Here is a 13,518-nt window from a genome sequence, read left to right as displayed (position 1 = left end):
AAATGAAAAAATTAATCGGTATGAAGAGTAATTCCTCTTCTTTGGAAAACAAAAAGTTAGCAAATACAATAAGTATTATTGGAGGAGGAAGCACAAACGAAAAAACAACTTCTGAAACTGGATCTAATGGTCAGCCAGGGAATTCAGGAGATACTGTAATTTGTGTTGATGGAAAACAGGTAGCTGTGCTCACAATTGATTAAGAAATGACAGGAGGGGCAATCCCCTCCTATTTTCATAAGACAGGAATATAAATTCAACCATGAATATAAAAATAAACGTCATACTGCTTATACTGCTGTTTTTCTTTTCCTGTAAAAGTAAAAAGCTAAACTATATTGAATATTATCACGAAGTATATACTATAGACAGTATTCATAGAGTAAATAAGGATACTCTGGCTACAATTAAAAAGTATAAAAGGCTATTTAGAAAATATTCCCCTGTTCAAAATGAAAGAATAGAAGAATATGAAAACTATATTAAATATGCTGACCGATATAATAAAAACTTCGGTGGGCATAAAAGTCTGGACAAATTAATAGCACAGGTAGCACCATACTGGAAATATAAAAGAGAAGATGCAGAATTTTTTAAGCTTTATAAAAAATATGGTATTGATAGTATGGCTTTAGAACAGAAAGTAAATGAATGGAAGAAAGGATTAAATAAAAAATTGATTGACTCTTTCAGTGTTGCATTTGAAAGAGATCAATATAATGAACGACGTGGACCAGCAGTTGAAATCAATGATAGAAAAAATGCAGATCTCCTCTTATGGACATTTAAAAATTATGGATATCCATCAAAACAAAAAATCGGACTAACCGGGAATAATAGCAGATTTATGCCCATGGGTGTGCTGCTTAATCATATGGCAGGCTCTCAGAACTATGAATATTTTAAAATAAAGTTGCTGGAGTATGTAAGATCCGGAGAATGTACTCCCAGAGATTATATTGAAATGGTGGATAAACATCAATATATTAACAATTCTGAATCTATTTATGGAATGTTCTCTCATTATTCTACTGCTGATTTTAATGCTTCGGACTCAGCACGCATCAATAGAAACCGGAAAGCTATCGGATTTCCAAGCTTAAAAAAGTCTTCAAATATTACCAAAGATTTTCAAAAGAAGATCACACGATAATATACCTATCATCTGTAATTTACCCTATTTTTTTTAAGAAAAACACTTATGATACTTATTATCTCGCAAAAAAATGAAACAGCTACAATAGAAGTAATCAGGCATTTGATGGTTCTGAAGAAAAAATTTATCCGGGTTCATGAAGATGAAGTATTTGAAATCAAAACCATTAACAAAAGAATCTTAATTGAAAGCAGCCGCAATAGATTTTTTATTGATGAAATAGAAAGTGTTTGGTACAGGAGAGGTGGCTTAAACTTCAATAGATTAAAATACAGCAATCCTTCAATTTTTCTTCATATGAATGAAACTCAATATTGGCTTGAAGATTATATACAGAAAACGCTTGAATCTAAAAGACATATCAATAAAGAAAGTACATCACTTATCAACAAACTTATTGTTCTTGATAAAGCCAAAGAATTAGGCTTTGACATCCCTGAATATTTTTTGGCAGAAAACACCAATCAGGTTAAGCTCAATAAAACCATTCTAAAAACAATTAATGGAAATGTGACTTTGGATGAAATCAAAAAAGATTTCAGCGGGTTTATGTATACAACATTAGTTGAAGAGCACGAAAGTCAAGATTTTTTCATCACTTTTTTCCAAGAAAAAATTGAAAAAGACTTTGAGATAAGAACCTTTTATTTGAATTCCCATTGCTGGTCTATGGCAATTTTCTCGCAGAATGATGAACAAACCAAAACAGACTTTAGAAAATACAATAAAAAGAAGCCCAATAGAAACGTTCCGTATGATCTTCCAAAATATTTAGAAGAAAAAATAAACTTATTAATGAAGTCTTTAGATATCAATTGTGGTTCTATAGATTTTATAAAAAGAGGAGAAAAATATTATTTCCTGGAAATCAATCCAATTGGTCAGTTTTCAAACTTATCATATACGTGTAATTATGCATTGGAACAAAAATTAGCTGAATATTTATGAAAAGGTTATATAAAGAAAAAAATAAATTACCATTAACATTTAAATATCTTGATCTATTTAAAACCAAGAATACAGGTAAATTAAATAGTGACTCCTTATACTATTTAAATTCGGACAAATTTCAAACGGTCTTTTATCCTAGAGAAAAACCTCTTAAACCATTGCATCGATTATTATAGAGCATTTTCAAGTATCAGATTCAGATGAATCCTATTGAAAAGAAACCACAAAGTTCAACACAGATATACCTCATTAAACTCAATCACAAATTGAGTATAATCCACTTTAAGATCGTTCTCTATATAAAACTATTAGCTCATGACCTATTTTAATCTATTCAGCAACATTCTACCCACTAAAGGTCAACTCGGATACTTATCTCAGATTTGCAGAGAAACACGTCAGAATTATATCCTTTGGAGCTGTATGAGATTATTGTAGAATTAAAATCCCATTCCATTGAAGATATGATGAAAAATTATGATGAAGAGTCTAAAGAAATTGTACAGGAATACCTCAACCTTTTGCTAGAAAAAGAATATGGATTCATAAGTAAAAATGATTGGGACCGTAATTTCCCTCCCCTTTCCAATGACTATCATGACCCCAGCACCATAAACCATATCTTTATAGAGCTGGAAGAAATAACCCTACTCAATAAGATCAAATCTTCTGTAGAAAATCTCGGAATAAGGCATTTGGTTATTTATTGTTTAAAACCACTTACAGCAAAGGAATTGATAGAGATTGATGTTACCTTTAAAACCTCAGTTTTATCCGGTATAGAAATATTATCCCCATTTCATCAGAACATAGACCTTTCTTTTGTACAGACTATCCATCAAAATACAGTCAGAATATACAGTCTCACTTTCTACAATTGTTCCCAATCTCCTTTCAAAGCTAACAATGAATTCAGGTTCTCTTTAAAGTTCCTTAAACACGAGCTGAAACTATCTGCCTGTGGAAAAGTGGAACTGAAATACTTCAATACCAACATCAGTAAAGTATTGGAAGCCATCAATCACAATTCCTGCCTTCACAAGAAAATCGGTATTGATAAAAATGGAAATATTAAAAATTGTCCCTTAATGCCGGAAAGTTTTGGAAGTATTCATAACAGCAGCCTTGAAGAAGCCATCGATCAGCATGGTTTCAAAAAATATTGGGATTTAACCAAAGACAGCATAGAAATCTGTAAAGACTGTGAATTTCGATATGTATGTACAGACTGCAGAGCTTACACGGAAGGCAGCGATGAAAACAAAGCAGGTCTTGATATTTCCAAACCTTTGAAATGCGGTTATAATCCTTATACAGGCGAATGGAAAGACTGGACAAAAAATCCTTTAAAGAAGAAAATATTCAATTCGTTGGAGATCAGATAGTGTTTTCATCTCTTTATTAATCACGAACTGCTTTTAAATAGAATTTAAAAGCGGTTCGTGATATTTATAATATCGGTTATTTTTATTTAAAAAATTTCCACTTCGGAATAATGGCAAGCATTCCAAAACCTGTAAAAAGGAAAAGGTTCGTTACATCCGTATACAGGAAAGTAGAAAGGTAATAATTGTGCATAAAGAAATGCAGCACCAATAATATCGGGAACATAATGATTCCCACTTTTCTGTAGAAAAACATCAGTACCAATCCTATCATCATCAAAGCATCAATTGAAAAGATAACGTAAAAATACCATCTCGGGATCTCAAGGTACTCATGCTGAAGATATTCATCAACATCAATTCCCAAGCCCATTACGGTAAACAACATTAAGGCTGCAAATGCCAGTACAAATCCCCATCCTTTTTTAGGATCTTCGTCAAAATAGCTGTATTCTTCCATAGGTACAAAAATAAAGAACTTATGAGAGATTTCATAAGTTCTTTTATAGTTATTCGTTTAAAATTTGAATTAAATAGAGATAGCGTTGATCAGTCTATTTTTGTCACTTAAGTATTCTTCCATAGAAATCATACTTTCAGTTCTCATTACATCCTGAATGTCATCGATCTGATAAATAATTCTTTTTGCGTCATCAGTGTTTTTCGCTCTTACTTTACAGAAAATATTATATTTTCCGGAAATAACACTAGCTTCGATTACGTTAGGAATAGTTGACAATTCTTTCAATACTTCCTGAGTACGGTTTGATTTTGTCAAAAGGATTCCGATGAAAGCTGTAAAGTGATAGTCCAGCTTACCATAATCGATGTTAAGAGATGATCCCAAAATAATACCTGCATCTTCCATCTTTTTCACTCTTACGTGAATTGTTCCAGCAGAAACATCCATCTGCTTAGCAATCTCTGTAAAAGGCATTCTTGTGTTTTCTACTAAGAAATCAAGAATCTTCTTGTCTATTTCGTCCAGTTGATAGTTCATATTAGTTAAATTACAATTTCTTTAAAAAATCTATGTATTTTTTGCAAATTTACAAAAAATAATTTAACTAAAAAAAATATATCAAATATTAACAATAATTAACACGGATGATAAAAATCATTAAAATATTCAAATTATTTACTGTTTGATTTTATAGAATCTGTTTTTATTTCAGCTTTGGTCTCTTGAGTTTTTTTGTCTTTTTTCTTCTTTTTAAACAAAGAATTAAAGCTTTTGCTCCACATCACCCCTACTCCATAGGCTTGATTTGCAGAACCGTTTGTACTTACCATACCAATATTGGTAGGTTTAGAATAGCCTCGAACCAATAAAGTACCGTCATTCTTTTTAGAAAGGTCATATTCTATAGACCCTTCACCAGACAGATAATTGTTTTGTGCACCACTATTATTCGCGTCAGTTTTAGACAATGGAATCCCTAATCCTGTTTTAATATTTACCCTAGGCGAAACAGCCACACTGAATCCGGCATTTGCTCTGTCTCCAATGTTAGCATTCTGATCACCTTTTACATAATTAAGGTCAATCTGGAATTCATTACTCATCGTATTCAATACGGAGCCTAATTGTTTCAGAAGCATATTATATCCTGAAGATTCGGCAACGTTTCCTACATTCACATCCACCCCACCGGTATTGGATACATTGAATGTACTTAACAAAAGAACGGAACCGAACTGAAGTACTTTTTCTCCTTCCTGACTCATTTTTGCAGCCAGAGTTTCTCTTACCTGACTGGATACGTCTAAAGCCGTCACATTAAGCTCTACTTTAGGATCTGTAAGAGATTGGGTAATATTAGCCTGTAGCAAAATACTGATGGGCTGCAGTTTTCCCATACTCAGATATTCTCCGGCATTGGAAACCATTCTTACATAGTTTGCGGTAATATCCAGAGCTGGCTTCATCGCATCACCATCCCATCTTATACTACTGTTTCTTTCAATCTGGAATGTTTTATTAAGAATTGCCTTAGAAACAAATGTTCCGTTATCTACTTTATATGTTCCGCTCATGGCAATATTTCCCTGTCTGTTCATCTGGAACTTCAGCGGATCTGCGACTCCTTGCACAGTAATATTCCCAACATCATCTCCTACCAGTACATTTACGGTTGTTCCTTTATCTACAGCCAGATTGAAATCAATATTCATATTGGCACCGGTTTTTTTCTTTTCATCTAAAGTAACCAAACCATCTTTTCCTTCTTTCAGGAACCTTAGCATCTTAAATTCTTCAACGTTTGAGGTCGAACTGGAATTAAAGGTGAAAGTACTTCCGTTAAGAGCCTTCATATTTGGCGTTGTAATACTCAATCCGGAAACAGGTCCGTCCACATAAAGATCTCCCTGTCCGTAAACTCTTCCCCAGAAAAGATCAAAATCTTTTTGAGTAGTATTAAGCATTAACAGATTATCAGCTCTCATTACGAGTGATACCCCCATAGAAGAAAGGGTTTCAAACTGAATCGCCCCGGAAATATTCCCCTTTGAATTGGATCTTCCGTCATGCACTTCAATGTTGTTCAGGATGGCAAGCCCCCTTGTCAGCTGAATTACCGTATCATCGAATGCGTAATCTACTCCTGTAAATAAGAGTTTTAATCCGAAATCTTTTAAAGCAATATCACCGCTGTAATCTAGATTATTAAGTTTTCCATTGATCTTAAGATCTCCGGTCGCTTTCCCCCTCATGTTTCCAAAGATCGTCTGAACAAACTGCTGTGTGAAAGACAAATCAAAATCACGCATTTCTGCAGTTAAATCAATTACAGGTGAGGCTGTATTATTATTTACCGTTCCGGTAAGGTTCAAACTATTATTTCCTAAAACACCCGCAGAATGTACTTTTACATCAATATCATACACATTCAGAGAGAATCCGTTGGTCGCTGAAATGGAAATATCTCCCATATCATTCCCATTCATCTTGATATCGTCTACCGTAAGATCTACAAGCGGCTGTAAGGTACTTTTATCCATTTTAATCTTTACACTTCCATTGGCAAGTCCTTGGATATTCATACCATTTCCTCCTGACTGCATTTCCAATAGCTTTTCTATCGCAAAGTCATTGATATCAGCATCTACATAAAAGTCTTTAGCAGATTTAAATTGTGCTTCCTTAATAAACAAAGCACTTTTATCTGAATAAACCCTAAGATTCCGAATATCAAAATCTCCTGTATTTTTTCTGTAAGTAATAGAATGATTCAGTTCCGGGCTGGTATCTATTGCCCAGGTAACTTCATTGAATTTAACCTCCGTAGGTTCAAACCTAAAGACGTAATCACCTGCTGCATCTGTAGACTGGTCAACATTGATGGCATATTCTTTAAGTTTTTCATTAATCTCATCATCCGGGCTTCCGTGTTTAAATACAGTGGCAAGATGAAGGGTATTTCCGTTTTCATTATTACCCTTAAGCTCGAAATCTTTGATAATATTTTTATTGTATTCTAATCTGTTGATTCGTGCATATATCTGCTGATCAAGATTCGCTGTATTTATCCTTACCTTCACACTATCTACCATCGCACTATCACGGCTAAGGCTTTTCCTTTCATTCACCTTATAGTCAGGATTGGAATCTGCCAATGCCTTATCTGCATCAGTAATTTCCTCTTCTTTGGTCATGATATATTTCAAGGCAGAGGCATCAAGATTCAGTATCAGGTTATTGGAATTACCATCATATTCTCCGTCTACCAAAGCACCATTAGGAAGTTTAAGATCCGGTAAAAAATAATTAACCAATCCTTGCTGAACATCAAATTTCATCGCAAAGTTCTGTCCTCTGTACAGTTTTCTAGGTGGTGGTCCTACAAGAATCTTTCCTATTCCGTTTTCTACCATTCCGGCAAGATCGGCAAGGCTATATCTTCCTGATATTTTCCCTGTTGCTGCTCCCGGTGCATCTACATCAATGACGCGTCCTCCGCCATCTACAAAAGTTTTTAATTTTGCATTCGGGATATTATACTTTTGAGTAGCAGTAGCAAAGTTCAGATTATTAGCATTGACGTCTAAAGTAAGATCATTGATGGATGACATAGACATTTTCCCTTCTACCTGCCCGCTCACAATCTGACTTCCCGGTTTATTGGTGAAGTAGTTCATGTTCAGATATCTTACATCTGCATTTACATCCATTGCTATTTTGGAGGTACTGAAGTCTATCAGTCCTTTAATAGTAGCTTTTGCCTGTTCGTCATCTACCGTTATAAGTCCGTTATATTTTTTATGATCAAGCAATCCGTCCAGATAAAGATTATTAATCTCTTTATCCATAATTTCAATGCTGGCAATCTGGGATTTTGTGGTAAGACGCATGGTATTCACATCAAAGCTCTGTCCGTTAAGATCAAATTTCCCTGAGATCAGCCCTACTGCTTTATTTTTGGTAATCACAGAAGTATTTAAGTCTTTCACTTCTAAATAACCTGAGTATTTTGGCATTGCAGTACTGTACCCTGTCAAAGAAAGCTTTGAAATTTTTGCCTGTCCTATTCCTGTGATCAGATTTCCGCTATCCACATACACCTGATTAGGATTTACTTTTGCTGTTCCATTATATTTTAGCTTCCCAAAATCATCCGCAAAATTTTTCATTTTTTTGGAGATAAAGGAAGGCATCATCGCCTTTAAATCTTTATAGGTAAAATCTGCAGAAAGATCCTTGGTTTCTATAGAGAAATTTCCTTTCAGCAGGTTATCTACCTTCATTGTTTTGGTAGCAATATTTACATCTGGGTTTCGGATGAGAAAGTTTTCCAAATGAAACTTATTCAGTGGTCCCGTCATTACTCCTGAAAGGTTAAATGGCTTAATATTGTCCCAGTTCGTTACAAAATAACTGATATCATAACCGCTTACCTGACTTCCCTGTTCAATATTCATATCCCAGCGAACTTTATCCGCAAAATCTGCCCATGAGCCGTCGTGAAGATTAAATTTAATATCTCCCTGAAGTAAAGTATGATCTGTATTTAAAGTAAGGTCTTTTAATGATAAAAACTGCTTGGTTAAAGACAGTTCCGTTGAAAACGTGTCTACAATATGAGATTTCCCCCATCTTGTCGTCACAAAAGACATATTATTAATTAAAGCTGAAATATTCGGTCCGTTGACCTTTACATTCGGAGCTTTTAAATTAAATTTTGTTGCGGTAAGCCACTTTCCCTGCTCTCCGGGAGAATTTTCGTTGACAATGGAAACTTTAGAATCAAGAATCTGAACTCTTGAATTCAACTGAAATGGAGGCTTCTTAGGATCTCTTTTTTTACCGTCGTCAAAGAGTTCGGTGAATCGTACAAAATTAGAGATACTATCACCTTTATAAGTAATGACTTTTACATCAGCATTAACAAGGGTAAGGGAATTGAAACTTAAAGAATTACTTTTTCCTGAAATAGCATTCACAGCAAGGGAAATCCAGTCTGAGTCTGCCCGGAATTCACGTGCCTGAATAAAGTCTAATCCTTTGTAATCTTTTACTTTTAACCCTTTTATCGTTACATCTCCGAAATAGTTTACATCTACACTTTCAGTAGAAAATCCGGACTTAAAATCATTATTTACAAGCTTTAAAGCCTGATCTGCTGCCCATTGTTTCGTTACCGGAAGATTAATGGTTACAAGAATTCCTGCTACAAGAAAAAGACCCAGCCAAAATAGAATAAGAAGAAGCTTTGCCCACCAGCTATAGCTGGTAACATCTTTAATTGCCTGTTTTCCGAATTCTTCTGCTGTTTCTACAGGATGATTAATAGCGTCCGAAGCCAGTTCAGATGCTTCTTTCACTGTTTCCCGTACCTTTCCCTCTACATTCTCCACAGTTTTCTGTACCTGATCCCCTAGGTTTTCAGCTACTGATTTTTTATTCTCATTCTCGTTATTATTCTCTAACTTTGCCATTATTATGAGCGACTCTATAATTTTAGGTATTGAATCGTCTTGCGACGACACCTCAGCAGCTATCATCAAGGGGAATTCTATTCTTTCAAACATTGCTGCGAATCAGGCTATCCATAAAGAATATGGAGGTGTGGTTCCTGAATTGGCTTCGCGAGCCCATCAACAAAATATAATTCCCGTTGTTGAAAAATCTTTTACCAAAGCAAATATACAACAAAATGCAATTTCCGCTATAGGATTTACACGTGGACCCGGACTTCTGGGATCTCTTCTTGTGGGAACATCATTTGCTAAGTCTTTGGCTATGAGCCTTAATGTTCCATTAATTGAAGTAAATCACCTTCAAGCGCACATTCTTGCCCATTTCATCGAGGATGCAAATCCTGTGCCGCCTACTTTTCCTTTCCTTTGCCTTACGGTAAGTGGAGGACACACCATGATTGTGCTCGTTAAAGACTACTTTGACATGGAAATCGTCGGGAAAACTATTGATGATGCAGCCGGTGAAGCTTTTGATAAAATCGGGAAAATTTTTGATCTTGATTATCCTGCGGGACCTATTATCGACAGGCTTGCCAAAGAAGGAAATCCAGATGCTTTCAAATTCAATAAACCTAAGTTAGAAAATTACGACTATTCTTTCAGTGGTATTAAAACATCTGTTTTATATTTCATTCAGAAAGAGGTAAGAAAAAATCCTGATTTTATTAAAGAAAACCTCAATGATCTTTGTGCTTCTGTACAAAAAACGATCATCGAAATCCTGATGAATAAGCTTGAAAAAGCTGCAAAAGAACTTAATGTAAAAGAAGTTGCTATTGCCGGAGGAGTTTCTGCCAATTCTGCACTAAGAAAGGCGATGGAAAACAATAAAGAAAAATTAGGATGGAATATTTACATTCCAAAATTTGAATATACAACGGATAATGCTGCAATGATTGCCATGGTGGCACAACTGAAGTTTGAAAGAGGTGAATTTACCGATCTGAGAACGACAGCAACTGCAAAATACGACTTATGAAAATACTCTTAGAAGAAAAAATACTGGGAACCCACTCTAAAAAGAACTCCAAATATTACTGGGTTCTGGAAACAGTGACGGGTAAAAATGAAGATTCAGACAATTCTATGGATTATTTTCCAGCAAGTTCTGAAACCGGATACATCCAGGATATAAAAGAAGAAATTCTTGAAAAAATAAACTCAGAACATCTTTTTAGCTTTCCTTACACTCCTAAAGAAGGCGATTATCTATCCATAAAGAATAACTTGAGAAAACAGGAATATTTAAACCTTATTTTCCTGAATGATAAATGGATAGAAGAAATATACATGTGCAGCTACCGTGAATGTGATACGGATATTTATACAACAATCAAAACAGGAGTTGCATTTTTAACTCAGGATATATGAAATTATTTTACGGAGAGATAGCAGATAATAAAGTCATCATCAATGACGAGGAACAGCAGCACATCGTAAAAGTTCTTCGTATGAAGGATGGTGAAGAAATTCATGTAACGGATGGAAATGGAGCTTTGGCTTCAGGGAAACTGCTTATTGAAGGAAAAAAAGCAGGTATTGAGGTTTTAGAAATTAAAAACAATCTTCCGGGGTTCAATCCTAAGCTTCATATCGCTATTGCTCCTACAAAGAATATTGACCGTATAGAATTTTTCGTAGAGAAAGCTGTGGAAATGGGTATTTCTGAGATCAGTATTATCGTGACAGAAAAAACCGAGCGAAAGAATATCAATATTGATAAGATCAGAAAACAGGCTGTTGCAGCCTCCAAACAGAGCTTAAGATTTCACTTCCCTGTCATCAATGATTCTGTAAAGCTCCCTGACTTTTTGAAAACCATCAATCCTGAACATACTTTTGTGGCACATTGCCACGAAAATCTGGAAAGAATGGAGCTTAAAAATATTCCTCAAATGGAAGAGATTACTTTTTTAATTGGTCCTGAAGGAGATTTTTCTGAAAAGGAAATTGCATTTCTGGCTGAGCATAAAATAAAAGCTGTTTCATTAGGAAATCAAAGATTAAGAACAGAAACGGCAGGTGTATTTGTAGCAGCCTGGAATTACTACAATATGATATAGTACAATAAATAGTTTTCTTATTTATTTACGGCAAAAATAAAGGAGGTTAGTTTACTAGCCTCCTATTTTATTTTGAATTGATTATTTCCAGTCGATATTATTCTCTCTCAGATATTTATCAAAAATCTGCTGTCCGCTTCTGATTGAATTTACCGTCCAAAGGATTTTCATTCTTAGAAGCTTTTCCTCATTCAGTTTATAATCAATCCCGGATTTCATCAGCTTCTGTTTTAATTCATACATACAAATGGATGCTGCTACAGAAACATTAAAACTTCTTGTAAAACCATACATAGGAATCGCCAGCGTTTCATCTGCAAAATCCAGAATTTCTTTGGAAACCCCTTCCATTTCAGTCCCAAAAACCAAAGCAATAGGTTCTGTCACTTCATATTCAGGAAGCATTTTAGCATTTTTTTCCAATGAAACGGCTACTATTTTATATCCTCTGTCTTTTATATTCTGAAAAGATTCCATGTTTCTGGGAAGTTTTTCAACCTCTACCCAGGTATCAGCCCCTTTGGTAACACGAAGATTCGGTTCAAAGCTATATTCTTCCTGCAATGCCACTACCTTATGAAAACCGCACGCTTCTACAGAACGTACAATTGCTGCGGCATTTCTAAACTGATAGACATCTTCTACAACCGGAAGTACAAAATCAGAACTTTCCTGGGAAAAATGTTCAATTTTTGTAAGTCTTTCTTCTGTTAAAAACTGTTTTAAATATTCATAAGTTTGTGCTAAGTCTTTCATCTGCATTCAGTTATTTTTTCAATAGCTAAGGTAAACGCCTACCATTTTCAGTTTATTCTGATAAAATTTCAGCATAAGCGTTTCATTCATTTTCAAATCTTTGCAAATTAACGTAATTTTGGGCTATGAAGCCTAATCGGGCATAAATTCTTAATACAATTAGTACATGAAGCGAAAAGTCCTGCTCATCTATACCGGAGGAACCATTGGTATGGAAAAAGATTATGAAACCGGAAGTCTCCGTGCCTTTGATTTTGGAAATATCTTTGAAAAGATGCCTGAAATGAAGCTTATGGAATGTGAAGTTTTTGTACATCCCTTTGCCAAACCATTAGACTCATCGGATATGGGACCTACGGAATGGAGGGTGATTGCTAATTATATCTTTGAAAATTATAAAGATTATGATGGCTTCTTAATCCTTCATGGCACAGACACCATGTCTTACACTGCTTCAGCATTAAGTTTTATGTTGAAAGGGCTGAAAAAACCTGTGATCATGACGGGTTCCCAGCTTCCGATTGGAGACTTGAGAACCGATGCTAAGGAAAATCTTCTTACGAGTCTGTATTATGCAAGCTTGTATGAAAATGACGAAGCAGTTATTCAGGAAGTTGCTATATATTTTGAATACAAACTGCTAAGAGGAAACAGAACATTGAAGTATTCTGCGGAATATTTTGATGCATATGCCAGTCCAAATTACCCTATTTTAGGACAATCCGGGGTTCATTTAAATATTATTAAAGAAAATCTTTTCCGTTGTGATCCTTCTGTAGAGTTTCATGTGGATGAACATATTTCCGAAGACATTCTGTTCTGGAGAATTTTCCCAGGGATGCATTTAAGTCATTTCAGGGAAATTCCTAAGATGAAAGTACTTATCCTTCAGGTTTTCGGTTCGGGAACTATTTTCAGCAGTGAGAAAACTCAGGAAACGCTTCAGGAAATCAGAAATAACGGAACGGAGATCGTCGTGGTAAGTCAGTGTATTTCAGGTGGTATTTCATTCGGAAAATATGAGAACAGTAATATCTTCTCAAGAATCGGAGCCATCAGTGGAAGAGATATGACAGCAGAAACTGCGATTACAAAAGCCATGCACCTGATTGATAATCCTAATTACTCAGGAAGTTTTGCAGATAACTTTACCCAAAGCCTTTGTGGAGAGATTACCGCTGAAAAATTGCATTAAAAAATTTGGTATTTAAAGAAAATATTCTATTTT

12 protein-coding genes are annotated in these 13,518 nt (G+C 34.9%); 8 read left to right on the top strand and 4 right to left on the bottom strand.

The window, feature by feature from the left end:
- The first annotated feature begins 2 nt into the window (after window positions 1–2).
- The 4 genes from BBI01_RS21750 to gwsS all read left to right on the top strand — a co-directional run bounded on the left by BBI01_RS21750 (window position 3) and on the right by gwsS (window position 3,492).
- Window positions 3–203, top strand: a complete 201-nt coding sequence (locus tag BBI01_RS21750; protein ID WP_065396740.1) for a grasp-with-spasm system A modified peptide — start codon at window positions 3–5, stop codon at window positions 201–203.
- A gap of 59 nt (window positions 204–262) precedes the next feature.
- A complete protein-coding gene (locus BBI01_RS21745) occupies window positions 263–1,153 on the top strand; it encodes a hypothetical protein (protein ID WP_065396739.1) in 891 nt (296 codons plus the stop codon).
- Window positions 1,154–1,201: 48 nt separating this feature from the next.
- Complete coding sequence (gene gwsG, locus BBI01_RS21740) at window positions 1,202–2,104, top strand: grasp-with-spasm system ATP-grasp peptide maturase (RefSeq protein WP_065396738.1); 903 nt, start codon at window positions 1,202–1,204, stop codon at window positions 2,102–2,104.
- Between the two features lie 386 nt (window positions 2,105–2,490).
- Window positions 2,491–3,492, top strand: coding sequence for a grasp-with-spasm system SPASM domain peptide maturase (gwsS, locus tag BBI01_RS21735; protein ID WP_262487300.1), 1,002 nt, complete (start codon window positions 2,491–2,493; stop codon window positions 3,490–3,492).
- 82 nt (window positions 3,493–3,574) lie between these two features.
- Here gwsS and BBI01_RS21730 read toward each other — a convergent pair whose 3' ends face one another.
- From BBI01_RS21730 to BBI01_RS21720, 3 genes are all read right to left on the bottom strand, one after another.
- Entirely contained in the window at window positions 3,575–3,952 is a 378-nt protein-coding gene (locus BBI01_RS21730; RefSeq protein ID WP_065396737.1) for a hypothetical protein, read from the bottom strand.
- A 69-nt stretch (window positions 3,953–4,021) separates the two neighbouring features.
- Window positions 4,022–4,492, bottom strand: coding sequence for an Lrp/AsnC family transcriptional regulator (locus BBI01_RS21725; RefSeq protein WP_034682046.1), 471 nt, complete (start codon window positions 4,490–4,492; stop codon window positions 4,022–4,024).
- A gap of 134 nt (window positions 4,493–4,626) precedes the next feature.
- A complete protein-coding gene (locus BBI01_RS21720) occupies window positions 4,627–9,429 on the bottom strand; it encodes a translocation/assembly module TamB domain-containing protein (protein WP_065396736.1) in 4,803 nt (1,600 codons plus the stop codon).
- A 4-nt stretch (window positions 9,430–9,433) separates the two neighbouring features.
- Here BBI01_RS21720 and tsaD point away from each other — a divergent pair, with 4 nt between their 5' ends.
- The 3 genes from tsaD to BBI01_RS21705 are packed head-to-tail and all read left to right on the top strand — an operon-like array spanning window position 9,434 to window position 11,534.
- Window positions 9,434–10,450 carry a tRNA (adenosine(37)-N6)-threonylcarbamoyltransferase complex transferase subunit TsaD gene (tsaD, locus tag BBI01_RS21715; RefSeq protein ID WP_065396735.1) on the top strand — a complete coding sequence of 339 codons (1,017 nt, stop codon included), beginning with the start codon at window positions 9,434–9,436 and terminating at the stop codon, window positions 10,448–10,450.
- A complete protein-coding gene (locus BBI01_RS21710) occupies window positions 10,447–10,842 on the top strand; it encodes a hypothetical protein (protein WP_065396734.1) in 396 nt (131 codons plus the stop codon). The genes tsaD and BBI01_RS21710 overlap by 4 nt, the downstream gene beginning before the upstream one ends.
- On the top strand, window positions 10,839–11,534 hold the full coding sequence (locus tag BBI01_RS21705) for an RsmE family RNA methyltransferase (protein WP_065396733.1): 696 nt from the start codon (window positions 10,839–10,841) through the stop codon (window positions 11,532–11,534). The genes BBI01_RS21710 and BBI01_RS21705 overlap by 4 nt, the downstream gene beginning before the upstream one ends.
- Window positions 11,535–11,615: 81 nt before the next feature.
- On the opposite strand, the gene BBI01_RS21700 is transcribed toward BBI01_RS21705, so the two are convergent.
- A complete protein-coding gene (locus BBI01_RS21700) occupies window positions 11,616–12,296 on the bottom strand; it encodes a TrmH family RNA methyltransferase (protein ID WP_065396732.1) in 681 nt (226 codons plus the stop codon).
- Between the two features lie 160 nt (window positions 12,297–12,456).
- Here BBI01_RS21700 and BBI01_RS21695 point away from each other — a divergent pair, with 160 nt between their 5' ends.
- A complete protein-coding gene (locus BBI01_RS21695) occupies window positions 12,457–13,485 on the top strand; it encodes an asparaginase (protein ID WP_065396731.1) in 1,029 nt (342 codons plus the stop codon).
- The last annotated feature ends 33 nt before the right edge of the window (window positions 13,486–13,518 follow it).

Origin of the sequence: Chryseobacterium artocarpi, assembly GCF_001684975.1 — a bacterium.
GTDB classification, from domain to species: domain Bacteria; phylum Bacteroidota; class Bacteroidia; order Flavobacteriales; family Weeksellaceae; genus Chryseobacterium; species Chryseobacterium artocarpi.
This window is presented reverse-complemented; position numbering and strand designations above follow the sequence as displayed.